The 24110-nt window shown below is 66.8% G+C and carries 21 protein-coding genes; 5 read left to right on the top strand and 16 right to left on the bottom strand.

Annotated features, from left to right (window positions below; all coding sequences use genetic code 11):
• The first annotated feature begins 31 nt into the window (after positions 1-31).
• Positions 32-709 carry a DUF1345 domain-containing protein gene (locus ASC63_RS11120; RefSeq protein WP_055813145.1) on the top strand — a complete coding sequence of 226 codons (678 nt, stop codon included), beginning with the start codon at positions 32-34 and terminating at the stop codon, positions 707-709.
• On the opposite strand, the gene ASC63_RS11115 is transcribed toward ASC63_RS11120, so the two are convergent.
• The 11 genes from ASC63_RS11115 to ASC63_RS11070 all read right to left on the bottom strand — a co-directional run bounded on the left by ASC63_RS11115 (position 684) and on the right by ASC63_RS11070 (position 12684).
• On the bottom strand, positions 684-2237 hold the full coding sequence (locus ASC63_RS11115; protein ID WP_055813142.1) for a DUF7059 domain-containing protein: 1554 nt from the start codon (positions 2235-2237) through the stop codon (positions 684-686). The two genes, ASC63_RS11120 and ASC63_RS11115, sit on opposite strands and share 26 nt — an antisense overlap.
• A gap of 25 nt (positions 2238-2262) precedes the next feature.
• Positions 2263-2403: a hypothetical protein gene (locus ASC63_RS16520; protein ID WP_200936853.1), complete on the bottom strand. Its 141-nt coding sequence runs from the start codon at positions 2401-2403 to the stop codon at positions 2263-2265.
• Positions 2404-2482: 79 nt separating this feature from the next.
• A complete protein-coding gene (gene gatB / locus ASC63_RS11110; protein WP_055813140.1) occupies positions 2483-3985 on the bottom strand; it encodes an Asp-tRNA(Asn)/Glu-tRNA(Gln) amidotransferase subunit GatB in 1503 nt (500 codons plus the stop codon).
• Positions 3985-5532: an Asp-tRNA(Asn)/Glu-tRNA(Gln) amidotransferase subunit GatA gene (gatA, locus tag ASC63_RS11105; RefSeq protein WP_055813138.1), complete on the bottom strand. Its 1548-nt coding sequence runs from the start codon at positions 5530-5532 to the stop codon at positions 3985-3987. The genes gatB and gatA overlap by 1 nt, the downstream gene beginning before the upstream one ends.
• 2 nt (positions 5533-5534) lie before the next feature.
• The gene (gene gatC, locus ASC63_RS11100; protein WP_055813134.1) at positions 5535-5831 is read right to left on the bottom strand and encodes an Asp-tRNA(Asn)/Glu-tRNA(Gln) amidotransferase subunit GatC; all 297 of its coding nucleotides are present in this window, start codon (positions 5829-5831) and stop codon (positions 5535-5537) included.
• A gap of 70 nt (positions 5832-5901) precedes the next feature.
• Entirely contained in the window at positions 5902-7155 is a 1254-nt protein-coding gene (locus tag ASC63_RS11095; RefSeq protein WP_235492188.1) for an alpha/beta hydrolase, read from the bottom strand.
• Positions 7156-7366: 211 nt separating this feature from the next.
• Entirely contained in the window at positions 7367-9661 is a 2295-nt protein-coding gene (gene ligA, locus ASC63_RS11090; RefSeq protein WP_055815411.1) for an NAD-dependent DNA ligase LigA, read from the bottom strand.
• A gap of 41 nt (positions 9662-9702) precedes the next feature.
• Positions 9703-10806, bottom strand: a complete 1104-nt coding sequence (gene mnmA / locus ASC63_RS11085) for a tRNA 2-thiouridine(34) synthase MnmA (RefSeq protein WP_200936851.1) — start codon at positions 10804-10806, stop codon at positions 9703-9705.
• A gap of 24 nt (positions 10807-10830) precedes the next feature.
• Positions 10831-11037: a hypothetical protein gene (locus ASC63_RS11080; RefSeq protein ID WP_157487660.1), complete on the bottom strand. Its 207-nt coding sequence runs from the start codon at positions 11035-11037 to the stop codon at positions 10831-10833.
• Between the two features lie 31 nt (positions 11038-11068).
• Positions 11069-11374 (bottom strand): ArsR/SmtB family transcription factor, encoded by a 306-nt coding sequence (locus tag ASC63_RS11075; RefSeq protein WP_055813122.1) that lies wholly within the window; start codon positions 11372-11374, stop codon positions 11069-11071.
• Positions 11375-11448: 74 nt separating this feature from the next.
• Positions 11449-12684, bottom strand: a complete 1236-nt coding sequence (locus ASC63_RS11070; protein WP_055813119.1) for a cysteine desulfurase family protein — start codon at positions 12682-12684, stop codon at positions 11449-11451.
• Positions 12685-12702: 18 nt separating this feature from the next.
• Here ASC63_RS11070 and glgX point away from each other — a divergent pair, with 18 nt between their 5' ends.
• The gene (gene glgX, locus ASC63_RS11065) at positions 12703-14757 is read left to right on the top strand and encodes a glycogen debranching protein GlgX (protein ID WP_055813116.1); all 2055 of its coding nucleotides are present in this window, start codon (positions 12703-12705) and stop codon (positions 14755-14757) included.
• 64 nt (positions 14758-14821) lie between these two features.
• Here glgX and ASC63_RS16750 read toward each other — a convergent pair whose 3' ends face one another.
• The 4 genes from ASC63_RS16750 to ASC63_RS11050 all read right to left on the bottom strand — a co-directional run bounded on the left by ASC63_RS16750 (position 14822) and on the right by ASC63_RS11050 (position 16077).
• Positions 14822-14950 (bottom strand): hypothetical protein, encoded by a 129-nt coding sequence (locus ASC63_RS16750; protein WP_268765154.1) that lies wholly within the window; start codon positions 14948-14950, stop codon positions 14822-14824.
• Between the two features lie 71 nt (positions 14951-15021).
• Entirely contained in the window at positions 15022-15237 is a 216-nt protein-coding gene (locus ASC63_RS11060; protein ID WP_235492321.1) for a hypothetical protein, read from the bottom strand.
• 138 nt (positions 15238-15375) lie between these two features.
• Positions 15376-15561 (bottom strand): VOC family protein, encoded by a 186-nt coding sequence (locus ASC63_RS11055; RefSeq protein WP_055813108.1) that lies wholly within the window; start codon positions 15559-15561, stop codon positions 15376-15378.
• An 87-nt stretch (positions 15562-15648) separates the two neighbouring features.
• Complete coding sequence (locus ASC63_RS11050) at positions 15649-16077, bottom strand: MarR family winged helix-turn-helix transcriptional regulator (protein WP_055813105.1); 429 nt, start codon at positions 16075-16077, stop codon at positions 15649-15651.
• Between the two features lie 103 nt (positions 16078-16180).
• Between ASC63_RS11050 and ASC63_RS11045 the strand changes: the two genes are divergently transcribed.
• Positions 16181-17077 (top strand): alpha/beta hydrolase, encoded by an 897-nt coding sequence (locus ASC63_RS11045; RefSeq protein ID WP_055813103.1) that lies wholly within the window; start codon positions 16181-16183, stop codon positions 17075-17077.
• A 110-nt stretch (positions 17078-17187) separates the two neighbouring features.
• Here ASC63_RS11045 and glgP read toward each other — a convergent pair whose 3' ends face one another.
• Positions 17188-19749 carry an alpha-glucan family phosphorylase gene (glgP, locus tag ASC63_RS11040; protein ID WP_055813099.1) on the bottom strand — a complete coding sequence of 854 codons (2562 nt, stop codon included), beginning with the start codon at positions 19747-19749 and terminating at the stop codon, positions 17188-17190.
• A 175-nt stretch (positions 19750-19924) separates the two neighbouring features.
• On the opposite strand from glgP, the gene ASC63_RS11035 reads away from it, so the two are divergent.
• Together ASC63_RS11035 and glgB are read left to right on the top strand one after the other, a co-directional pair.
• A complete protein-coding gene (locus tag ASC63_RS11035) occupies positions 19925-21895 on the top strand; it encodes a maltotransferase domain-containing protein (protein WP_055815408.1) in 1971 nt (656 codons plus the stop codon).
• Positions 21892-24108: a 1,4-alpha-glucan branching protein GlgB gene (glgB, locus tag ASC63_RS11030; RefSeq protein ID WP_055813097.1), complete on the top strand. Its 2217-nt coding sequence runs from the start codon at positions 21892-21894 to the stop codon at positions 24106-24108. Before ASC63_RS11035 ends, glgB begins: the two co-directional genes overlap by 4 nt.
• Positions 24109-24110 lie beyond the last annotated feature (2 nt).

The raw sequence follows: 24110 nt of genomic DNA, 5'->3' as shown, positions 1-24110 counted from the left end.
CCTATGCGTTCGGCGCGCCGAGAGGCTGCTGATGCCTGCCGCCGCCGCGTGGCACGATCAGCACGTGGCATCCGATCTGATCACCAATGCTCGCTCTCGACGCCGGCTCGCCGCGATGGCGCTCGCCTTCATCGTCGTTGGGGTGATCGTCGGCCTGCTCAGTTCGTGGTGGTACGCGCCCGTTGCCGGCTGGGCCGCGGCCTGTCTGACCTACCTTGTATGGGTGTGGCTGATCGTCTGGCGCCTCAACCCCGACGACACGAAGGCACACGCGACGCGGGAAGATCCGAATCGTGCCATCGGTGATCTGCTCATGCTCGGTGCCAGTGTGGCCAGCCTCGCGGCTGTGGCCATCGTGCTCATTCGCGGCCAGGCCGAACAGGGCGGCGCGCGGGCGGGACTCGCCGCCCTGGCGGTGGCAAGCGTCGCGCTCTCGTGGGGACTCGTTCACACGCTGTACACCCTGCGCTACGCCCGCGTGTACTACACCGAACCGGTGGGCGGCATCGACTACAACCAGAAGGAGGCGCCGCAATACACCGATTTCGCCTACCTCGCCTTTGACCTGGGCATGACGTATCAGGTCTCAGACACGGCCCTGCAGACGAGCGAACTGCGCAAGATCGTTTTTTCGCACACGCTGCTCTCGTATCTGTTCGGCGCGGTGGTGCTTGCCACGACCATCAACCTTGTGGTCGGCCTGGGCTGAGGGGTGGCAGAAGAAATCCGGTGACGATCAGTTGCCGGATGCGCGGAAGCAGTTCGGCGCGCAACTCACCTTCGTTCACCCCGAGGAGCTCGGCGATCGCGGCAATGATCGCTGCGACACTCAACTCACCGTCGCTGGCGCCGACGAGCGCGGCAAGGCCGGTGTCGAGCGGCACGGACCGGCCGAATCCACCGCCCTGGCGCAGGGTCATCACGGTCGGATCGTCGTCGCCCGGCCAATAGTGACGTTCTTCGGTGACGTCGCCGGCGAGGCTCAGAGCGACGTCGGCCAGTTCGTCGTCACCGCGAGCATGCTGCCAGTCGTGCGCGGCGAGGCTCGCCGCGAGGTGCACGCCGAGGCCCGTCGCGCTGTCGCCGATCGCACCACCCAGGCGTTCAAGGCGTCGCAGGGTGGGCTCGCCGGCGCGCGGGCGTCGCAGCGTCACGTAGCCGAAGCCGACGCGTGTCACCTGGCGCTGGCCGAAATCGTCGAGCCAGGCGTTGGAGAGCCGATCGAATTCCGTCGTTCCCGCCCGGGTACCGCCGTCTCGAATCCAGGTCTCCGCGTAGAGCGCGGGGCCTTGCACCTCGCGCTCGACGATCCACGCGTCGAGACCGGTGCCGTCGAGCCAGCGTGTGAGGCGTTCGAAGGCATCCATCTCACCGTGATACTCCCAGTTGCCCAGCATCTGGGCCACGCCGCCGGGGTTCAGGTGGGCTGCCGTGCCCCGGATCACCTCGGCGACGAGCGCATCGCCCACCATTCCACCGTCGCGGTATTCGTAGGCGGGCACCCCGTCGCCGCGGGGTGTGATGACGAAGGGCGGGTTCGACACGATCTGGTCAAAGCGCTCCCCCGCCACCGGTTCGAACAGGCTGCCGAGCCGAAACTCGATGTTCTCGATGCCGTTCAGCTCGGCGTTGAGGCGGGCCAGCTCGAGAGCCCGCTCCGAAATATCGGTCGCAACGACCCGGTGTGCGTGCCGTGAAACATGCATGGCCTGAATACCGCATCCGGTGCCGAGATCAAGGGCGCTGTGCACGGGGTCGGCGATGATCAAACTGGCGAGCGTCAGCGACGCTCCGCCCACGCCCAGCACGTGTGCCTCGGGTATCGCCTGCCCGAGCGCGAGTTCGCCGAGGTCGGATGCTATCCACCATTCGCCGGCGCCGCGCGCGTCGGTGAACGCGTACGGTCGCAGATCGAGCAGCGGCGTCATATCGCCTGAAGAAACCTCCACGGCAACCAACCCCAACTCGACCGCGCCGCGGCATCCGAGGGAGGGCAATGCGCGTTCAAGCTCGTTTGACCGAACGGGCAGGCCGAGCACGAAGAGTCTCGCGAGCGTTGCCGCCGCATCGAGCAGCCCGGCCCGGTCGCGACGTGCCTCCAGGGCGCGCACCGAGGGAACACGGTGCCCACGAAACAGGGCTGCCGCGGCATCCTCACCCCACAGCGCACCAAGGCCGTCGACGGTGAAATCGGCGGCCGTCAGATCTGAGCGAAGCGATTGAATGGGAGAAGTCATTCCCCCATTCAACCGCCTGAACGGCTTAGCGCTTGTTGGTGGTCGCCGTGATGTCGCCGCTGGACGACTTCGACGCCGCCTTGGCGTGCTTATCGGCGCGCTTTTCCTTCAGCGTCTTCGTTGCGGCCGTCTTGGCCGAGGATTTCTTGGGTGACTTATCGGACATCGTTGCGCTCCCTCATCAGGAAGCCTGAGTGGCTCCGTTGTCGCAACCCTACGCGGGTTCGCTGTCAGACGGCTACCAATTATGCGTTCGCGCGCTCCAGAACCAATTCGCGCACGCGTGCGGCATCCGCCTGACCGCGCATGGCCTTCATGACGGCGCCGATGACCGCACCGGCGGCCTGCACCTTGCCGTCGCGAATCTTCGCGAGCACATCGGGTTGTGCGGCCAGTGCCTCGTCGATCGCGGCGATCAGAGCACCGTCGTCGGAGACCACAGCCAGGCCGCGGGCATCCACAACCTGCTGCGGAGCGCCCTCGCCCGCTATGACGCCCTCGAGCACCTGGCGGGCCAGGCGGTCGGTGAGGGTCCCCGCGTCGACGAGCGTCACGAGTTCGGCCACGTGCTGCGGTGACACCAGCGAGGCCGCGTCGACTCCCTGCGCGTTGGCAAGGCGGGCGATCTCCCCCGTCCACCATTTGCGGGCGGATGCCGGGGTCGCCCCGGCCGCAATGGTCGCCTCCACCGAATCCAGCAGATCCGAGTTGACGACATCCTGGAACTCGAGCGCGGTGAAGCCCCATGCGTCCCCCAGACGCTTGCGTCGCGCGGCGGGAGGCTCGGGCAGGGTCGCCCGCAGTTCCTCGACCCACTCACGGCTGGGCGCGACGGGAACGAGGTCGGGCTCGGGGAAGTAGCGGTAGTCGTCGGCGTCGCTCTTGGGTCGCCCCGCACTGGTCGTGCCGGTGTCTTCATGCCAGTGCCGGGTCTCCTGCGTGATGCTGCCACCGGCATCCAGAACGGCCGCCTGACGCTGGATCTCGTAGCGCACCGCACGCTCGACCGAACGCAGCGAGTTGACGTTCTTGGTCTCGGTGCGCGTGCCGAGCACGCCGGAGCCGCGCGGGCGCAGGGACACGTTGGCGTCGCAACGCACGTTGCCTTCCTCCATGCGCGCGTTGGAGACGCCGAGCGCCTTCACGATCTCGCGGATGGCCGCAACGTAGGTGCGACCGATCTCGGGGGCATCCGCCTCGCCACCCTCGATCATGTGCGTGACGATCTCCACGAGCGGCACGCCGCCGCGGTTGTAGTCGACGAGCGAGTACTCGGCACCCTGGATGCGACCGGTCGCCCCGCCCATGTGCGTGAGCTTGCCGGCGTCGTCCTCCATGTGGGCACGCTCGATGGCCACCGTCACCTGGCGCCCGCTCTCCAGCTCGATCGTGAGCGAGCCTTCAAACGCGATCGGCTCGTCGTACTGCGAGGTCTGAAAGTTCTTGGCGGTGTCGGGGTAGAAGTAGTTCTTGCGGGCGAAGCGCGAGTACTCCGCGATCTCGCAGCCGAGTGCAAGACCCAGACGGATGCTGGACTCGATGGCCTTGCCGTTCACCTGCGGCAGTCCGCCGGGCAGGCCGAGGCAGGTGGGGCACGTGTTGGTGTTGGCTCCCTGGCCGAATTCGTTCGCGCAACCGCAGAACATCTTGGTCTTGGTGTTCAGTTCGACGTGCACCTCAAAGCCGAGCACGGGCTCGTACTTCGCCAGCGCCTCATCGAAGTCCATCAGCTCGGCCTTCTTCGCCATCAGAGCGCTCCTTCTTCATGTGCGAACATCCCAGACTGAGCCAGCTCGGGTGCCTGGCTCAGCAAGGTGTGGCCCCACTGCGCCTCCAGCAGCCGCTCGAGGGCCGCGCCCACCGTGTACAGGCGCGCGTCCGATCGGGCGGGCGCCATGATCTGCAGGCCAACGGGCAGACCGTCTTCGGGGGCGAGGCCGATGGGCAGACCCATGCCGGGCACGCCGGCAAGGTTCGCCGGAATGGTGGTGATGTCGTTGAGGTACATCGCCAGCGGGTCGTTGATCTTCTCGCCGAGTTTGAACGCCGTCGTGGGCGCGCTCGGGCTCACCAGCACATCGACCTGGCCGAACGCCGTGTCGAAGTCACGCTGAATGAGGGTGCGCACCTTCTGGGCGCTGCCGTAATAGGCGTCGTAGTAGCCGGCACTGAGCGCATAGGTTCCCAGAATGATGCGGCGCTTGACCTCGGGCCCGAAGCCCGCGTCGCGCGTGGCGGACATGACGCGCTCACTCGTGATGGGGCCAGATTCTGGATTCACGCGGATGCCGAAGCGCACCGAATCGAAGCGGGCCAGGTTGCTGGACGCCTCGGCGGGCAGAATCAGGTAGTACGCGGCCACCGCATACTCGAAACTGGGCGCGCTCACCTCGACGACCTCGGCGCCGGCCGCAGTGAACAGCGCCAGGGCCTCCTCGAAGCGCTGCTTCACGCCGGCCTGGAAGCCTTCGCTGGCGATCTGCTTCACGACACCGATGCGCATGCCCTTCAGCGCGGCGTCGGCAGTGCCGGCGCGCGCCGCGGCGGCCATGGACGGCCAGGTGTCAGACAACGACGTCGAGTCAAGCGGGTCGTGCCCGGCTATCACGTCGTGCAGCAGCGCGGCGTCGAGCACCGTGCGCGAGACCGGGCCGACCTGGTCGAGGGAACTGGCCAGAGCGATGGCCCCATACCGGCTGACTCCGCCGTAGGTGGGTTTCACGCCGACGGAACCCGTCACCGCGGCAGGCTGGCGGATCGAGCCGCCCGTGTCGCTGCCGAGTGCCAGCGGCGCCTCGAAGGCTGCGACCGCCGCCGCGGAGCCGCCTCCGGAGCCGCCCGGAATGCGTTCCAGGTCCCAGGGGTTGTGGGTCGGGCCGTACGCGGAGTGCTCCGTGGATGAGCCCATCGCGAACTCGTCCATGTTGGTCTTGCCGAGCGGAATGAGGTCGGCGTCGCGCAGCTTGCGCACGACCGTGGCGTCGTACGGCGGCAGCCAGCCCTCGAGAATCTTCGAGCCCGAGGTGGTGGGCATGTCTCGGGTGGCCAGCACATCCTTGATGGCGATCGGAACGCCGGCGAGCGGGCCGAGGGCCTCGCCCGCGGCGCGTCGCTCGTCGAGCCGCGCCGCGGTCTCGAGCGCGGCATCCGTGGCGACATGCAAAAAGGCGTGCACGTCGGTGTCGACGGCGCCGATGCGGTTCAGATGGGCTGTGGTGGCCTCGACGCTGCTGATCTCACGCGAGGCAAGCAACGTCGCGAGTTCGGAGGCGGAGAGTCTGGTCAGGTCGGTCATGGCTACTCCTCGTCCAGAATCGCGGGCACGCGAAATTTGTCACCGTCACGGTCTGCGGTGCCGGAGAGGGCCTGCTCGACCGTGAGAGAGGGCACGACCACGTCGTCACGAAAGACGTTGGCCAGCGGAACCGGATGGCTCGTCGCGGGCACATCGGGCGTCGCCACCTCGCTCACCTTGGCGACGGATTCGACGATCTGGCCGAGTTCCGTGGTCAAGGATTGGATTTCTTCGGCACTCAGGTCGATTCGTGCGAGGCCGGCCAGGTGCGCAACCTGCTCCGCGCTGATGTCGGGCATGCTTCTCCGTCGTGTAGTGCGAGGGTGGATGCCTTCAATTCTATTCGCGTGATGCGCACCGCTGGCCGCGCTAGCGTTTGCCGTCGGCCAATTGCGTGGTGGTGTCGGTACCGGAGGCCACGAGTGAGCCCTGCCCGATGCCGATCAGGGCAAGATTGCGCATCGATTCGCTGCCTGCCTCGAAATAGCCGTTGTGCCCCGTGGACGCGCCGAGCTCGCCGCCGCCGAAGGGGTCAATCGTGCCGTTGACGCCCATCGGAATGGCGCCGTAGGAGGCCGATCCCGGGTCGCTGCCAAAGAAGGCCGTGTGCACGACCGGATCGAACCCCGCCTGGCCGACATACACGTTGTTGTTCGCGACATTCAGATCGGCGACGGATTGCGCGTCGCTGCCCGGAGAACCGAGCAACGCCAGTGCGTCGACGGCCACGGTGTGCCGCTCCAGCGCCATCAGCGCCGCCGTTGAGCCGTAGGAATGCGCCATAATCGTGACATAGGGCTCGTCGCCGCTACGCAGCGCCCGGATGCCGTCGAGCGCGTGTTCGAGATAGTCCGACCCCTCGGTTGCGAGCTGCAAACCGCCCACGTTGAGCAACTGCGGGGTCTGGTAGCCGATCCAGGCGACCGTCGCGACGCCCGGCGTTCCCGCGCACGCCCGGCATCCGAAGGAGCGACGCAGCCACTGCTTCTGCTCGGCGTAGAGGGTGTCGGCCGTCTTCGCCCAATCGACGACCTGCTCTTCGACCGAGAAGTACATGCCCGGAACGAGATAGCTGACGAACCGCGCTGTAGCGAGGTCGCCGACGGCGATGGCGGCCCGCGTCTCACCACTGACATCGAGAATCACCAGGGACCGGCTGGCGCCACCTGCGGGCGTCGTTGCGGCCTTCTGCACGCTGCGCAGCGTCTGAAGGCTGCGCTGCATCTGCAACCGAACCCCCTTGCCGAGGTGGCCCTTGAGCTGCGTCTCCATGTCGGAGATCGTGCGATTCAGCTCCAGCGTGTTGGCCCGGTTGCGCACGGAGAACGGCACACCATCGAGGTTTCCGATGAGTCCGGGCGCGCCGTTCACGAGCGCGTCTTTCTCGCGCGCGCCGAGCGCCGCCCATCCCGCCCCCACCTTCGCGGCGGCCGGAGGATTCACCAGCAGCGTGCTGACGGCATCCGAATGCCCCTGAACGTATTGCGAGATACGTGCGGGGTCGAGTTGGCTGAGAATGCCGAGCATGGTCTTGGTGCCGAAGACCGAATCGCCGCTGCCCGCGGTCGGCGCATCAGCGAGCGAGATGGCCACAGCGTGCGGAATGTCGGATGTTCCGGGCACGACACCGACCTCGCCAACGCCTCCTAAAACGGAGGTCACTGCGAGTATTGCCGCAACGCCGACCAGCACTCCGACCGAGTCCCTCCGAGAGCGACGAGCAGTGCATTATCGCTGCCCGCTCCGAGGAGCGTGCACGCTTTAGATACTACCGCCCTAAAGCGAGGGATATTCATGACGTTCCACCCCCTCTTCGGGGTACGAAAACCGCTGTTCACCGGGGTTTCGTGTCGCGCACGGCGTCGGGACCCCCTTCGAGAAGTCGGCGGAATCCGTCTGCATCGAGCAGCGGAATACCGAGCTGCTCGGCCTTGGCGAGCTTGGAACCGGCGCCGGGACCGGCGGCGACGAAATCGGTGTTCTTCGAGACGCTCGATGCGGCCTTTCCTCCGGCAGCCACTATCGCCTCCTGTGCGCCCTCACGGGTGAAACCTTCGAGAGACCCTGTGGCGACAACGGTGAGCCCGGCCAGCACGCCGCCTGCGGCAGCCGCAGCGCCCGGCCCCGGATGCCCCGGGGTCGCGAACTGCACGCCGGCCGCCGTCCAGCGGTCCACGATCTCGAGATGCCAGTCCACGGTGAACCAGTCGATGAGGGCGTCGGCAATGATGCCGCCGACTCCATCGACCTCGGCGAGCTGCTCACGGCTCGCGGCACGGATGGCGTCGAGCGAGCCGAAATAGCTGGCCAGGGCTCGAGCGGCAACGGGCCCGACGTGGCGAATGTTGAGCGCGACGAGAATACGCGCGAGAGGCTTGGTCTTGGCGAGTTCGAGTTCTCGCAGCAGGGTCTCCGCCTGCGCCGAAGGGTGCACAACGCGAACGTTCTTTCTGAGCCCCGCTTTGCGGCGTTGCGCGGCATCGAGGCCGTCGGCCTCCGGTGGATACTCGAGCGTCACCCGCTGGAACGGCGCACGCCGACGGGCCTCGCCGTCATCGTCAAGCCGCTCAAGACCCGTCTCAGCGTCCTTGACGATCACCTCGATGCCCACGAGATCGTCGATAGTGAGGGCGAACAACCCGGCCTCGGTCACCAGCGGCGGCACCTCGGGCACGAGCGGCTGCGTCAGTGCCGCCGCTGACACCTCACCGAGCGCCTCGATATCGAGCGCACCGCGCGAGCCGATGTGTTCGACGCGACCGCGAACCTGGGCGGGGCAGCTCTTCGCATTCGGGCAGCGCAGGTCGATGTCTCCCTCTTTCGCGGGCTTCAGCGGCGTGCCACACTCCGGACAGTTTGCGGGCATCACGAACTCGCGCTCGCTGCCGTCGCGCAACTCCACCACCGGCCCGAGCACCTCGGGAATCACGTCGCCGGCCTTGCGCAGCACGACGGTGTCGCCGATGAGCACGCCCTTCGCCTTGACCACATCCTGGTTGTGCAACGTGGCCTGACGCACCTCACTGCCGGCCACCCGCACCTTCTCCATGACGGCGAACGGCGTGGCACGCCCGGTGCGCCCCACGCTCACGACGATGTCGAGCAGCTTCGTGTTCACTTGTTCCGGCGGGTACTTATAGGCAATTGCCCAGCGCGGCGCGCGGCTGGTGGCGCCGAGCTCATCGTGCAGCTCGAGCTCATCGACCTTGACGACGATTCCGTCGATCTCGTGCTCGACGCTGCCGCGATGCTCGCCGAAGTATTCGATGAACTCGGATGCCTTGCGTGCGGAATCGACGACGCGATAATGCGTCGAGGTGGGCAGCCCCCAGGTCTTGAGCAGTTCGTACGTGCCCGACTGGCTCGCCACCGGTGGGTTGGCCCAGGCACCGATGCCGTGCACGAGCATCGACAGCCCCTCGAGCCTGCGGTACATGCGGTCGAGTTGCGCCTGGCTCTTGTTCTCGCGAACCTGTCGCAGGCTTCCCGACGCGGCATTGCGGGGGTTGGCAAAAATACGCTCGCCTTCCTCGGCCTGCATGGCGTTGAGCCTACGGAAGGTCTCGACCTCGAAAAAGACCTCGCCGCGCACCTCGACGATCGACGGATGCCCGGTGCCCTTCAGCCGGGTCGGAATCGACTTCACGGAGCGGATGTTGTCGGTCACGTCTTCGCCGACCACACCATCGCCACGGGTCGCGGCGCTGACAAGAACTCCGCTCTCGTAACGCAGGTTGATGGCCAGACCGTCGATCTTCAGTTCGCAGAGATAGTCGACGTGCCGATTCGAATCGCGCTCGGTCTTGGCCGCCCACGCCTCGAACTCCTCAATGGAGAAGACGTTGTCGAGACTGAGCATGCGCTCGGCGTGCGTGACGGGGTCGAACAGCGTCGTCTCGGCCCGACCGCCGACGGTCTGGGTGGGACTGTCCTGACTCTGCAGTTCGGGGAAGAGCCGCTCGAGTTCTTCGAGCCGATGAATGAAGCCGTCGTACTCCTGGTCGGAGTAGATCGCTGCATCTCGGTCGTAGTAGGCGTCACGCGCCGCGAGGATGCGCTCGGTGAGCTCGCCTGCCTGCCCGGCCGCCTGCTCGAGACTCAGTTCTTCGGTTGCCGTCTCATTCGCCACGCACCAAGCATAGGCAGAGCCGCCGACATTCACGCGGCTTTTCAGCCGACGGGAACCGCGCTGATCGTGCGATCGATAGTGGTCTGGCCCAGCACGCGCGTGCCGATGTAGATGACGGCTGTCTGGCCGGGCGCGACACCGTTGAGCGGCGTCGTCGGGGTGATCACCAGCTCGCCGTTCTCGACGACGGCAACGGCAGGAACAGGGTCTGCATGGGCGCGAATCTGCACCTCGCAGTCGAAGGCCACATCCGGATGCTCGGGCGCCTGCCCTGCCCAGGTAAAGCGCGAGCCAGCGATCTGCGCGATGTCGAGTGCTTCCTTGGGGCCGACGACCACGGTGTTCGTCACCGGGCGCACCTCGAGCACGAAACGGGGCTTGCCGTCATCGGCGGGCATGCCGATCTGCAGGCCGCGACGCTGGCCGACAGTGAACGCGTGCGCGCCCTCGTGCTCGCCGATCTTGTTTCCCGTACGGTCCAGGATGTCTCCGGTCTCGGCTCCGACGCGCTCGGCGAGCCAGCCGCGGGTGTCGCCATCCGGAATGAAGCAGATGTCGTGCGAATCGGGCTTGCTCGCCACGCTGAAGCCGCGCTCGGCGGCCTCGGCGCGCACCTCGGCCTTGGACGGGGTGGCACCGAGCGGGAACATCGAGTGGGCGATCTGCTCGGCCGTGAGCACGCCGAGCACATAGGACTGGTCTTTGGCCCACGCGCTCGCGCGGTGCAGTTCACGGTTGCCGTCGGCATCCGTCACGATGCTCGCGTAGTGGCCGGTGCAGACGGCATCGAAGCCCAGGTCGAGCGCCTTCTCCAGCAGCGCGGCGAACTTGATCTTCTCGTTGCAGCGCATGCAGGGGTTGGGCGTGCGGCCGGCCGAGTATTCGGCGATGAAGTCGTCGACGACGTCGAGCTTGAAGCGCTCGGAGAAGTCCCACACGTAGTACGGGATGCCGATGAGGTTGGCGGCACGCTGGGCATCCATGGAGTCTTCGATGGTGCAACAGCCGCGACTGCCGGTGCGCAACGTTCCCGGCATCCTGCTGAGCGCCAAGTGCACACCAACCACGTCGTGACCCGCTTCGACGGCGCGCGCCGCCGCCACCGCGGAGTCGACTCCCCCACTCATCGCCGCTAAAACCTTCACCGGTCAAGTGTAAACGCGCACGCACTACGGGATGTCGTTCAGCGTCTTCTCCACGCTGGCGAGCCGGCCCTCGAGGCTGTCGAGCTTCTCGAGCAACTGCTTGTTGACGGCCGTGTTCTGCTCGACGACGGACTTCAGTTCGGATGTTCCTGCCAAGTCGGCAGAACGGCCCTGGGCCCGGTATTTCGCGTTCTCCCTGATTGCCCAGCCCACGATGCCGGCGACGGGCACGAGGACCCAAATAAAACCCCACCACTGCATGTCACTGCCCACTTTCTGTGTCGGATGCGACGGCCGCGACTATCGCGGGCACGTCAAGGGTGAGGTCGAAATCGACGACCTCGAAGTACTTCATGGCCTTGCCGTCGTCGGAGAGCTCGAGATGACCGCTCACGTAGCCCTCCTCCTCCAGCCGTTGCAGATGCATGTACAGCAGCGCCCGCGACATGCCGAGCCGCCGTGCGAGTTCGCTGACGTGCAGCGTCTCGCCGGCCAGCGTGGCGATGATGCGGAAGCGATGCGGGTTGGCGATAGCCGCGAGGCGCGCAATGAGCTGTGTCGCGTTCATTGCACTCCTTCGACTTTCATCTTGCACCTGTAAGTTTTACATTACAGGTGAAAGGCCGCCCGCGCAAGCCAAGCTCAGCGGGCGCCGAGGCGGGTTGTGCGGTCGGCGAGTCCTGCGCGAGAGGCCTGCGCGTAGGCGGCGGGCAGCGCCGCGAGGAAGGCATCGACATCCGCGTCGGTGGTGGTGTGGCCGAGGGTGATGCGCAGGGCGCCGCGCGCATCCGCCTCGCTGCGACCCATCGCCAGCACCACGTGTGACGGTTCGGGTATGCCGGCCTGGCAGGCCGACCCCGTTGACACCGAGACCCCGGATGCGTCGAGCAGGAACAGCAGCGAGTCGCCCTGTGCGCCGGGGAAGGTGAAGTGCGCGTTCATCGGCAGGCGCTCGGCGGCAGGCCCCTCGGCAGCCTCAGGGACCGCGGGGCCGCTGAGGCGGGCGTCCGGTACCGCGGCGTGCACTCCGGCGATCAGGCGATCGCGCAGCCGAGCGAGCCGGTGCGACTCCTGAACGCGGCGAGCGGATGCGTGCTGCGCGGCAACCGCGAATGACACCGCGGCAGCGAGATCCTGCGTTCCCGAACGCACGTCACGCTGCTGCCCGCCCCCGTGCACGAGCGGAACGACGGATGCCTGTCGGCTGAGTACCAGCGCGCCGATGCCCACGGGGCCGCCGATCTTATGCGCGGAGACGCTCAGCGCGACCAGTCCGGCCGTGCCGCTGCCGGTGTGGGCGCGCAGTTCGGCGAAGTCAATGGCGAGGTGCCCATATGCGGCCACCGCATCGACGTGCATCGGAACCCCGTGCTCGGCCGCGAGCGCGGCGAGCGACGCGACCGACTGGATCGTGCCCACCTCGTTGTTGGCCCACAGCAGGGTGAGCAGAGCGATCGAGGCAGGGTCGTTCTCGAGCGCGGCCCTCGCCACGTCGAGACGGATGCGCGCCTCGGCGTCAAGCGGCAGCCATTCGGCCGCCGCGTTCTCGGCACCGACGAGCCATTCGACCGTGTCGATCGTGGCGTGATGCTCGCCGCCGGGAACGAGGATGCGCGGGCGAGGCTTGCGCGCCCAGTACAGGCCCTTGATGGCGAGATTGATGGCCTCGGTACCGCCCGAGGTGAACACCACCTCGATGGGGTCGCAGCCGAGCGAGGCCGCGACGCTCTCGCGAGCCTCCTCGAGCATCCGCTTCGCCTGCTGCCCCTGGCTGTGAATCGAGGAGGGGTTGCCGACCACGGCCATCGCCTCGGCATAGGCCGCGATGGCCTCGGGCAGCATCGGTGTCGTCGCTGCGTGATCGAGATAGACCTGCACTCAATTACTCTAGATCGCATGACGAGCGTCGACCCCCTCAAGAATCTCGGCGTGAAGCTCACCCAGCGCGGCGGCGAGTTGCGCGTGTTCTCGGCGAATGCGGATGCCATGGAGATCTGCATCTTCGACGATGACGACCCCAATTGGCTGGTCAAGACCGTTCCGATGACCCGCGACGACGCCAATGTGTGGACCGGCCGCTCCCGCACGCTCTCCCCCGGCCGCCGATATTCGATTCGGGCCTCCGGGCCGAAGGCTCCCCGCAATTCCTTCAATTCCGAGACGCTGCTGCTCGACCCGTACACCCGCGGCCTCACGCGCAACCGCTCGGGCGACTGGATCTCGGTGGTGGTCGAGGACGGATTCGACTGGGGCGACTCCGCCAAGCCCCATACCCCACTCGACCGGACGGTCATCTACGAGGCGCATGTCAAGGGCGTCAGCAAGCTCAACCCCGCCGTGCCCGAAGAACTGCGCGGAACCTATGCGGGGCTCGCGCATGAGTCCACCATCGCCTACCTGAAAGATCTCGGTGTTACGGCCGTGGAGCTGCTGCCCGTGCACGCCTTCGTGTCCGAGCAGCGTCTCGTGCAGCAGGGGCTCACCAACTATTGGGGATACAACACCCTCGCCTTCTTCGCCCCGCATGCCGCGTACGCCTCCCGCAGCGCCCAGGCTGCGGGTCCGGAAGCCGTGCTGCGTGAGTTCAAGGGCATGGTCAAGCTGCTGCACGAGGCCGGGCTCGAGGTGATTCTCGATGTGGTCTACAACCACACCTCCGAGGAGGGCCTGGGCGGACCGCGCTCGAGCCTGCGCGGCATCGACAACTCCACGTATTACCGCCAGGACGACACCGGTGCGTACATCGATACGACCGGATGCGGCAACACCCTCGACTTTTCAAACGACGTTCCGAGACGGCTGGTTCTCGACTCGCTGCGCTACTGGGCCAACGAGGTGAAGATCGACGGCTTCCGCTTCGACCTGGCGACCACGCTGGCGAGGGGTGAGAACGCCGAGTACTCGCGCGAGCATCCGCTCATCGCAGGCATTCTGAGCGACCCCGAACTGGCAGGCGTGAAGACCATCGCAGAACCGTGGGACGTGGGACTCGGAGGCTGGCAGACCGGCAACTTCGCCGACGGCTTCTCGGAGTGGAACGACCGCTACCGCGACAGGGTGCGCTCGTTCTGGCTGGGGGATATCGCGCAGGCGCGCGCGACCGGCGCCGCGCCCACCGGCATCGGCGGCTTCGCCACCCGGCTGGCGGGCTCCTCGAACACCTTCTCGCCGGAACGCGGACCGCTCGCATCCGTGAACTTCATCACGGCGCACGACGGCTTCACCATGGCCGACCTGGCCGCATACGACACGAAACACAATCTGGGCAACGGCGAGAACAACCGCGACGGCACCGACAACAACCACTCGTTCAATCACGGAGTCGAAGGCCCCACCGCCGATGAAGGCGTGCTGAAGACACGCCGCAAGGCCATGCGCAACCTGATGGCGACGCTGCTCTTGTCGGCCGGCATGCCCATGATCACGGCCGGTGACGAGTTCGGGCGCAGCCAACGCGGCAACAACAACGCTTACTGTCACGACAGCGAGCTCACGTGGATGAGCTGGCTTCTCGGCCGGGAGCAGACCGAACTGCGCAACACCACGCGACGGCTGCTTGAGCTTCGACGGGAAAACCCCGCCCTGCGACCGAGCCGATACGCGGTGGCCGGCGAGGTCATCGAGAACGCCAGCCACATGAACTGGTTCGACGGCGGCGGCAACCTGATGGATGACGAGGACTGGAACTCCCCCGAGAACCGCACGCTGCAATACCTCGTGGCGAGCACGCCTGAGCATGAGGCCTCCAACCAGGTTCTGCTCATCGTGCACGGTGTCGAGGACGACGTGACGGTCTCGCTGCCCGTGCACGAGGGCGTGCAGTCGTACACGCTGCTGTGGGACAGCACCACCGAGGTGCCGATCGACGAGGATGCGACGCCGTGCGAGCCGGGCGCATCCCGTTCCGTCGCCGGCACCTCCATGCAGCTCTACCGCGCCAACGGCGCCTGAGCGGCCGCGGGCAGGCCCTCTTGCGCCTACCCGATTCGGGCACCATCAGAGTCGCCTCCTGCGCCTATCGCGGTCTGTCGATGGTGCGGCGGCGGATGCGATCACGCACGTACCAAATGCTGGCGAGAGCCACGATCACAAGCGGCAGCAGTTCCGGCGCAAGTATGAAAGCGCCAAAGATGATGTCGAACATTTCGAACCCCACAAGTTCTCTGCGCTCTGAAATCGTGGCTCGGCCTGGCACCCCCTGAGCGATCGACAAAGCTACGCGGAGTGATGATCGAGACCGATCTGGGTCCAGAAGGCGAGCTCCTCAGCCGTCTCGAGATGCAGGCCGGACACGGTGATCCATCCGGGTCCCATCGGGCGGTCGGCACCCATGATGGAGTCTCGCGCTCCGGGGTGCTGAAGGAGCTCGTCATGCCGGCTCGGATCGATACGCACGAGCAGGTCGCCATCGCGCCGGGCCGCGACCAGCATCCTGTTATCGACCATGAAGGAGAGTCCGCCGAACATGTTCACTTCTCGCACGTCACGGCCGGCGAGAAGGGTTCGAAGCCGCTCTGCAAGAGCGTCGTGTCGCTTGGCCATCAGAGTCCCTTCCGCGGCGAATAGCGATCAGCCACGGGCGAGGCGAGCCTCGGGAATGGTGGGCTCGAACAGCTCGATCGGGTTACCGGACGGGCCCTCGACCAGGATCTGCTTTCCGCCGACGCCGGTGACGATGTCATTGCGAAAGTGCACTCCGGCCTTGCGCAGCGCGTCGACGTCATTGGCTATGTAACGAATGCGTACCGTGGCCATGTGGGGCCTTCTTTCATCCTCATGCACAGACTAGGGCCCCGCCTGCGGCCCGGCAAGGAACTGCTCGCCAGGCAATTCCGAGGATGATTACCGCGTGGCGGCAGCCTTCCGCAGTACAGAAAGCGCATCCGCAAAAGCGCCCAGCGCCTCGTCGGATACTGGCTCCGCGAACCAGGTGCGAAGCCCTTCGTCAAACGCCGGGCCGGCCTGAACGAACGCGTTCATGCCTGAATCGGTCAACTGCACGATCGATGACCGACGGTCGCTTGGATGCTGCTGGCGCAGGCAGAGCCCCCGCTTGACCAGGCGGTCCACTGCCTGGCTGGCGCCACCGACGGTTATCGAAAGCTTCTCGGCGATGTCGTTGACGCGACACGACGGGGTCTCGTCGACGATCGACAACACGTTGAAGGTTCCCAACGACACCCCCGCTTGCTGTTGCAGCAGAGAGTCCAGCGCGTTCCACAGCTCGGTCTCAAACCGCACCAGATCATCAAAGACCGCACGAAGCTCCATGATTTCCTGTCTTCCTTCAGATTTACATTAGTACTAAGTTACTTAGTGCTATTCTAGTTCACGGTGGTCAGAACGTCCACCCAACTCGACTAAGGAGAACCAGATGTCCCAGCAACAGCGCGAAGCACTCGATCAAATGATGCGGGCGAACCCGTTCGATATCGGCGGCGAGCTGCGTGAGCAGCGCCCGGTACTCGAACAGATGCTCACGCACGCCCCCCTACCCAACGACGTCACGACCACCATGGGCGTTCTGGGCGGCGTTCCCGTCGTGACCGTCACCATCGACGGGCAGGAACCCCTCGGTACTGTCCTGTATTTTCACGGTGGCGCCTACGCCATGGGTACGGCCGCGGCATCCGTTGGCCTCGCATCCGACCTGGCCCGCCGGGCACAGATGAAGGTCATCACCGTCGACTACCGTCTGGCTCCGGAGCACCCGTTTCCGGCTGCACCCGACGATGCCCTTGCCGCCTATCGCGCCCTGCTGGAGATCGAGGGCGACCCGTCTCGCATAGCATTGGCGGGCGAATCCGCCGGCGGAAACCTCGCCGTGGTGACCCTTCTGGCCATCAGGGAGGCGGGGCTGCCGCAGCCGTCATCGGCGCTGCTGATGTCCCCGTGGACCGATCTTGAGGGAACCGGAGACAGCAACCGCACGAAGGCCGACCTCGACCCGGCGCTCACCAGCGCCGGCATGCGCACCAGGGCGAACGACTACCTGGCGGGCGCCGACCCGCGCGACGCGCGGGTGAGCCCGATCTACGGGGACCTCAGCGGTCTTCCGCCGCTTCTGATTCAGGCCGGCTCCAACGAGGTGCTGCTGGATGACGCCACACGGCTGGCCGCGCGTGCCGCGTCGGACGAGGTGGCGGTGACCCTCGATGTCGTTCCTCAGGTCTCGCACGTCTTCCAGGCGTTCTCGGCGATGCTCGACGAGGCAGAGGAGGCGCTCACGCGAGCGGGAGCGTTTGTGCGGGGGCACCTACCGAAGGCGTAGGCGACGAGGGCGGTTTCGAGACGACCGCGGGTAAGAGCCCTCGCTCGCAAGCTCGCTCGGTGCTGGGGTCGCGAATCGCTGGCGCGATTCTCCAAGTTCCACCGCGCTCCTCAACCGGCGTAGGCGACGAGGGCGAGCTCGGCGGGGCTGATGAGCAGCGCGTTGCGGGGCACGATGCGCACCGTGTAGCCGAAGGCCCCCGTGTGATCGAGGGGCAACGTACCTCGATACTCGAGCTCGTCCGCCTCGGCCGGGAACTCGCTGCCAGGCACCTGCTGCAGCTCGTGCGTGCGCGCATCCGTGAGCTCGTCACCGCTGCCCGTGCGCCCGTACACGAGCTGCACGCTCACGTCGGAGGGCGTCAACCCGTTCAGGCGCACGCGAGCGTCCACGCGCAATTCCTCGCCGAGCCGGGACTCCGAGTTCGCGTCGACGTGAACGACGGCCACGCCCGGCCAGGCATCGCTCACGCGTGCCTTCCAGGCGGCCAGGTCGCGGGCCGGCTGGTAACCGTCGGCACGTAGCGCGCGCTGCAGTGCGGTGGCGGGCACATAAAAGCGCTCGACGTACTCGCGCACCATACGATCGGCGCTCAGCGCCGGCGACAGTGTGGCGAGCGTATGGCGGATGGCCTGCACCCAGCGTTCGGGCACCCCGTCGGCGTTGCGGTCGTAGAAGCGGGGCACGATCTGGTTCTCGATGAGATCGTAGAGGGCATCCGCCTCGATTGCGTCGCGTTCAGCGCCGTCGCCGTCGCCATCGGCCGAGGCGATCGCCCAGCCGTTCTCGCCGTCGTAGAACTCGTTCCACCAGCCGTCAAGTATCGAGAGATTCAGGCCGCCGTTCAGGGCCGCCTTCATGCCCGAGGTGCCACACGCCTCCAGGGGACGCAGCGGGTTGTTGAGCCAGACATCCGTGCCGGGATAGAGCTGCTGCGCCATCGCGATGTCGTAGTCGGGCAGAAACACCATGCGGGTACGCAGCTCGGGCGTTGCGGCGAACTGCACCATCTGCTGAATGAGCCGCTTGCCCTCCTCGTCGGCCGGATGCGCCTTGCCGGCTATCACCAGCTGCACCGGTCGTTCGGCGTTCAGCAGAATCGCGCGCAGGCGATCCGGATCGTGCAGCATCAGCGTGAGCCGCTTGTACGTCGGCACACGGCGCGCGAATCCGATGGTGAGCACCGCCGGGTCCAGCATCTCGGCGACCCAGCCGGGAGCGATGCCGCCCGGCGCCCGGCGACCGTATGAGGCCGTGACGCGGCGCCGGGCGTCGTCGACCATCTGCTGCCGCATGCGGCCGCGCACCGTCCAGAGGTCACCGTCACTGAGCGCATCCGAGCGCCAGTCGACCGTTGTCGTGTCCGGGTTACCGAAGCGTTCTTCGGCGAGCGCCCGCAGCATCGGGTCGGTCCAGGTGGGAGCATGCACGCCGTTGGTCACCGAATCGATGGGCACCTCGGCCGCATCGAAGCCCGGCCACAGCCCGCCGAACATGCCCCTGGAGACTTCACCGTGCAGTTTGGAGACGCCGTTGGCGTGCTGGCCCAGCCGCAGCCCCATGACCGCCATGTTGAAGACCCCGGCCGATCCGCCCTCGTAGTTCTCCTCCCCCGGCGCCAGCACATCGGCGGCGGAGACGCCGGGCAGCAGATCGCCGGTGAGGTATCGCTCGACAAGCGAGCGGTCGAAACGGTCGATACCGGCGGCGACGGGCGTGTGCGTAGTGAAGACGGTGCTCGCGCGAACGAGCTGCAGGGCCTGGCCGAAGTCGAGCCCCTCGCCAATGAGGCGGGAGATACGCTCCACGCCCTGAAAACCCGCGTGCCCCTCGTTGGTGTGGAAGATCTCGGGGCGCGGGGCGCCGGAGATGGTTGCCCACTCCTCCACCGCCCGCGCGCCGCCGATGCCGAGCAGCAACTCCTGCAGCAGCCGGTGTTCGCCCGTGCCGCCGTAGAGACGATCGGTGACGGCGCGCAGCGTCTCGTCGTTCTCGTCGATATCGGTGTCGAGCAGCAGCAGGCGCACACGGCCCACGGCGGCCTGCAGAATGCGGGCGTGCAGCACGCGGCCGTCGGTCAGGGCAAGCGTGATCAACACGGTGCTGCCGTCGGCCCGCTGCAGCGTCGTCAGCGGCAGTCCGTCGGCCTCAAGCGCGGGATAACTCTCCTCCTGCCAGCCGCTGGCCGAGATGGCCTGCGCAAAGTAGCCCGAACGATAGAACAGCCCGACGCCCACGAGCGGCAGGCCCAGATCGGATGCGCTCTTCAGGTGATCTCCGGCCAGAATCCCCAGCCCACCCGAGTACTGCGGCAGCGCGGCGGCGATGCCGAACTCCGGCGAGAAATAGGCGATGCAGGCCGGGGCGCGCTCGTCGAGCGACTGGTACCAGCGAGGCTGGTCGAGGTAGCCGCGCAGCTCGTCACGCTGCCGGGCGAGCGCGTCGAGATAGTCGCTGTCGCCCGCCAGCTGCTGCAGCCGGTCGGCACTCGCGCCGGCCAGTACCGCTATCGGATCATGGTGCGTCTGCTGCCACAACTCGGGGTCAATCGCCGCGAACAGCTCGCGGGTGGGCTCGTGCCACGACCAGCGCAGATTGCCGGACAATTCCCGCAGCGCGGCAAGCGCCTCAGGCAGCACGGAACGGACGGTAAGTCGACGGATTGCCTTCACCCGCCCAGCCTATGCGAGCGTGCCAACTCGGGCGCAGGGCACTACGGTCGAAGTTGTGGCAAAGACTGGGGAAACTGCACGCACGACGAAGCCGGCCGTGCCGGCACCGGATGCCGCGAGCGCGGCCTTCAGACCGGCGATCGGCCGCATACCGATACTGAACGTGACACCGGCCGTGGAGGGTGGACTCTGGCCCGCGAAGGCCTTCGAAGGCGAGGTGGTGCCGTTTCGTGCGACGGCGTTCCGCGAGGGGCATGACCTCATCGGGGTCACCCTGCTGCTGACGAGCCCGGCAGGCACCACGAGCGAGCACCGCATGTCGCTTGTCACGAAGGGCCTCGATCGCTGGCAGGCCGAGGTGCGGCTTGACGAGCAGGGCACGTGGACGTACCGCGTGCGGGCATACGCCGACGATTTCGCCACCTGGGTGCACGATGCGGGCATCAAGATTGCCGCGGGGATCGACGTGGAGGTCATGTACGCCATCGGTTCGCGGATGCTTGCCACGGCCGCAGTAGACAAGACGCGACCGGCCGCCGAACGGCGGCTGTTCGCGGCGGCCGCGGCGACGCTTGCCGACGCGACCACGCCGCCCGAAACCCGCTTCGCCCTGCTCTCTGACCCAAAACTGCAGCGAGCCGCGGACACTCGCCCGCTTGCGAGCCTCGAATCGTTCTCGGCGAGCCGCAGCATCCTCGTGGAGCGGGACCGCGCCGGCGTCGGCGCCTGGTATGAGTTCTTTCCCCGCTCGGAGGGGGCGAAGAAGAACGCGGACGGCTCGTGGAAGTCGGGCACCTTCCGCACCGCGGCGAAGCGGCTGCCCGCTATCGCCGCCATGGGCTTCGACGTGGTCTATCTGCCGCCGATACATCCGATCGGCACGGCCTTTCGCAAGGGGCCGAACAACACGCTGACCGCCGGCGCCAACGACCCCGGCTCACCGTGGGCCATCGGCTCCACCGACGGCGGCCACGATGCGATTCACCCCGAACTCGGCGGCGAGAAGGACTTCAGGTTCTTCCTCGGCAGGGCGAAGACCGCCGGCCTCGAGGTGGCCATCGACCTGGCTCTGCAGGCCTCGCCCGACCACCCGTGGGTGGCGGCGCATCCGGAATGGTTCACGACGCTGCCCGACGGCTCGATCGCCTACGCGGAAAACCCGCCGAAGAAGTACCAGGACATCTACCCGGTGAACTTCGACAACGACCCCGAAGGCATCCGCGCCGAGGTGCTGCGCATCGTTCGACACTGGATGGCTCTCGGCATCCGCATCTTCCGTGTCGACAACCCGCACACCAAGCCGCTGGACTTCTGGGAGTGGCTGATTCACACGGTGAACGCTGAGCAGCCCGACGTAATTTTCCTGGCCGAGGCGTTCACCCGGCCGGACATCGTGCATTCACTCGCGAAGGTGGGCTTTCAGCAGTCGTACACCTACTTCACCTGGCGCAACACGCGCGAGGAACTCGAGGAGTTTCTCGACTCGCTCGCCCACGAGACGGCTGATTTTCTGCGCCCGAACCTGTTCGTGAACACCCCGGATATTCTCACCGAGTACCTGCAGTTCGGCGGCCCTGCGGCGTTCTGGATTCGCGCCGCCATCGCCGCAACCGCGGCCCCGATCTGGGGCGTATATTCGGGGTTCGAGCTCTTCGAATCGGTGGCTCGAGCGGGCGCCGAGGAGTACATCGACAACGAGAAGTTCGAGTTCCGCCCCCGCGACTACGCCCGTGCGGAGGCAGAGGGCCGCTCGCTCGCCCCGGCTCTCGCGCTGCTGAACCGCATCAGGCGTGAGCATCCGGCGCTGCGGCAGTTGCGCAACCTGCACGTGCACGACAGCGACGATACGTCGATTCTCGTCTACAGCAAGTATCTCGACGGCGCGTTCACGGCGGACGGCGAGGCGGATGCGATCATCGTCGTCGCGAACGTCGACCCGCATTCCGTGCGCGAGACGATCGTGCATCTCGATGTCGAGCAATTCGGCATCCGGGCCGGCGCGACATTCGAGGTCGAGGACCTGGTGACGGGCGCCGTCTGGATCTGGGGCGCTGACAACTACGTTCGGCTGGATGCCTTCGGCGAGCCGGTGCATATTCTTCACGTTCGACAGAGCCCCTCTCTCTCCAGGAAGGCAGAGCAATGACCGTCATTCCCGAGGGCCACGCCGCCCTCGCCCTGCCAGAGCTCGATGACGGGATGCTGGCCGCGGTTGCCGCCGGCGCCCACCACGACCCGCACGCGGTGCTCGGCCAGCATCTCGTTGCCGCGGCTGGCGTGGCCGACCCTGTGACGGTCATCCGTGCGCTGCGCCCGCTCGCCTCCGAGGTGACGGCGGTGCTCGCCACTGGCGCCCGCATCGAGCTCAGTCATCTGGCTCACGGAATTTGGCAGGGGTTCAGCCTGCTCGGCCTGCAGGACTACCTCATCGAGGCGCGCTACCCGGATGCCCCGGCGTGGCTCGACGACGATCCATACCGCTACTCCCCCACGATCGGCGAACTCGATCTGCACCTCATCGGTGAGGGCCGGCACGAGCAGCTCTGGAGCGCTCTCGGCGCGCACATCATCGAGCACACCGGCATCGAGAAGGCGACGAGCGGCACGGCGTTCACCGTGTGGGCCCCGCATGCCCGTGCCGTGCGCGTGATAGGCGACCACAACGGCTGGGACGGCACCAAGCACGCTATGCGCTCCATGGGGCCCACGGGCGTATGGGAGCTGTTCGTGCCCGGCCTCACCGCGGGTACATACAAGTTCGAGCTGCTCGGCCAGAATGGCGAATGGGTGCGCAGAGCCGACCCGATGGCCCGATTCACGGAGGTGCCGCCGGCCACCGCATCCGTCATCGGCTCCAGCAGCTACGAATGGGCGGATGCCGCGTGGCTGGCCGCCCGCGCCTCGAACGACCCGCACGACGGCCCCCTGAGCGTCTACGAGGTGCACCTCGGCAGCTGGCGGCCGGGGCTCGGCTACCGGGAGGCCGCCGACCACCTCATTGAGTACGTGGGCGAGCTCGGGTACACGCACGTGGAGTTCCTGCCCCTGGCGGAGCATCCGTTCGGCGGTTCCTGGGGCTACCAGGTGACCGGCTACTACGCACCGACGAGCCGCTTCGGGCATCCGGACGACCTGCGCTATCTCATCGACCGGCTGCACCAGGCCGGCATCGGCGTGATCATGGACTGGGTTCCCGGCCACTTTCCCAAGGACGAGTGGGCGCTGGGCCGCTTCGACGGCCAGGCGCTGTATGAACACGCGGACCCGCGCCGCGGCGAGCACCAGGACTGGGGCACATACGTCTTCGACTTCGGCCAGAGCCAAGTGCGCAACTTTCTCGTCGCCAACGCCCTGTACTGGCTGGAGGAATTCCATGTCGACGGTCTGCGCGTCGACGCCGTGGCATCCATGCTCTACCTGGACTACTCGCGCGAAGACGGCCAGTGGGAACCGAACATCCACGGCGGGCGCGAGAACCTCGAGGCCATCGCGCTGCTGCAGGAGGTGACGGCCACCGCGTACAAGCGCAACCCCGGCACCCTCATGATCGCCGAGGAGTCCACGAGCTGGCCCGGCGTGACGGCGCCCACCTCAAGCGGCGGGCTCGGATTCGGCATCAAGTGGAACATGGGCTGGATGCACGATTCGCTGCAGTACATGCAGGAAGACCCGATGTACCGCGCCTACCACCACAGCGAGATCACCTTCTCGTTCGTCTATGCGTTCAGCGAGAACTTCATGCTGCCGATCAGCCACGACGAGGTCGTGCACGGCAAGGGCTCCCTGCTGGGCAAGATGCCGGGAGATCACTGGCAGCAGCTGGCAAATGTGCGCGTCTATCTCGCCTTCATGTGGGCGCACCCCGGCAAGCAACTGCTGTTCATGGGTCAGGAATTCGGCCAGCCCAGCGAGTGGAGCGAGGAACGCGGGCTGGACTGGTGGATTCTCGACCAGCCGGCGCATCGCGGCCTCTTCGAGCTCGTCGCACAGCTGAACCGGGTCTACCGCGACACTCCCGCGCTCTGGGCACGGGACAACGAGCCCGGCGGCTTCGAGTGGATCGACGGCGGCGATGCGCAACGCAACGTTGTCTCGTTCCTGCGCTGGGATCGCGAGGGCAAGCCACTCGTGGCCATCATGAACTTCTCCGGGGTTCCACACGACAACTACCGGGTCGGTCTGCCTTTCGCCGGGCGCTGGGAGGAGGCCCTGAACACGGATGCCGCCGAGTTCGGCGGCTCCGGTGTCGGCAATCTGGGCGGGGTCACGGCAAGCGCGGAACCGTGGGGCTCACGGCCGGCATCCGCCGAGCTGACGCTGCCACCGCTCGGAGCACTCTGGCTGCGCCCGGTACGGTAACC

The sequence above is a fragment of the Leifsonia sp. Root112D2 genome (assembly GCF_001424905.1).
Lineage (GTDB): Bacteria > Actinomycetota > Actinomycetes > Actinomycetales > Microbacteriaceae > Root112D2.
Note: the sequence above shows the minus strand (reverse complement) of the source record. Positions and strands in the feature narration are given on the sequence as shown.

Excerpts from the sequence above, each read along its gene's own strand:
- ASC63_RS11055 (WP_055813108.1), bottom strand. The coding sequence starts at position 15,561 with ATGGCCACGGTACGCATTCGTTACATAGCCAATGACGTCGACGCGCTG.
- ASC63_RS11060 (WP_235492321.1), bottom strand. The coding sequence starts at position 15,237 with ATGCTGGTCGCGGCCCGGCGCGATGGCGACCTGCTCGTGCGTATCGAT.
- ASC63_RS11115 (WP_055813142.1), bottom strand. The coding sequence starts at position 2,237 with ATGACTTCTCCCATTCAATCGCTTCGCTCAGATCTGACGGCCGCCGAT.
- gatB (WP_055813140.1), bottom strand. The coding sequence starts at position 3,985 with ATGGCGAAGAAGGCCGAGCTGATGGACTTCGATGAGGCGCTGGCGAAG.
- ASC63_RS11120 (WP_055813145.1), top strand. The coding sequence starts at position 32 with ATGCCTGCCGCCGCCGCGTGGCACGATCAGCACGTGGCATCCGATCTG.
- ASC63_RS11075 (WP_055813122.1), bottom strand. The coding sequence starts at position 11,374 with ATGAACGCGACACAGCTCATTGCGCGCCTCGCGGCTATCGCCAACCCG.
- glgB (WP_055813097.1), top strand. The coding sequence starts at position 21,892 with ATGACCGTCATTCCCGAGGGCCACGCCGCCCTCGCCCTGCCAGAGCTC.
- gatA (WP_055813138.1), bottom strand. The coding sequence starts at position 5,532 with ATGACCGACCTGACCAGACTCTCCGCCTCCGAACTCGCGACGTTGCTT.
- ASC63_RS16520 (WP_200936853.1), bottom strand. The coding sequence starts at position 2,403 with ATGTCCGATAAGTCACCCAAGAAATCCTCGGCCAAGACGGCCGCAACG.
- ASC63_RS11050 (WP_055813105.1), bottom strand. The coding sequence starts at position 16,077 with ATGGAGCTTCGTGCGGTCTTTGATGATCTGGTGCGGTTTGAGACCGAG.
- ASC63_RS11045 (WP_055813103.1), top strand. The coding sequence starts at position 16,181 with ATGTCCCAGCAACAGCGCGAAGCACTCGATCAAATGATGCGGGCGAAC.
- ASC63_RS16750 (WP_268765154.1), bottom strand. The coding sequence starts at position 14,950 with ATGTTCGACATCATCTTTGGCGCTTTCATACTTGCGCCGGAACTGCTG.
- glgX (WP_055813116.1), top strand. The coding sequence starts at position 12,703 with ATGACGAGCGTCGACCCCCTCAAGAATCTCGGCGTGAAGCTCACCCAG.
- gatC (WP_055813134.1), bottom strand. The coding sequence starts at position 5,831 with ATGCCCGACATCAGCGCGGAGCAGGTTGCGCACCTGGCCGGCCTCGCA.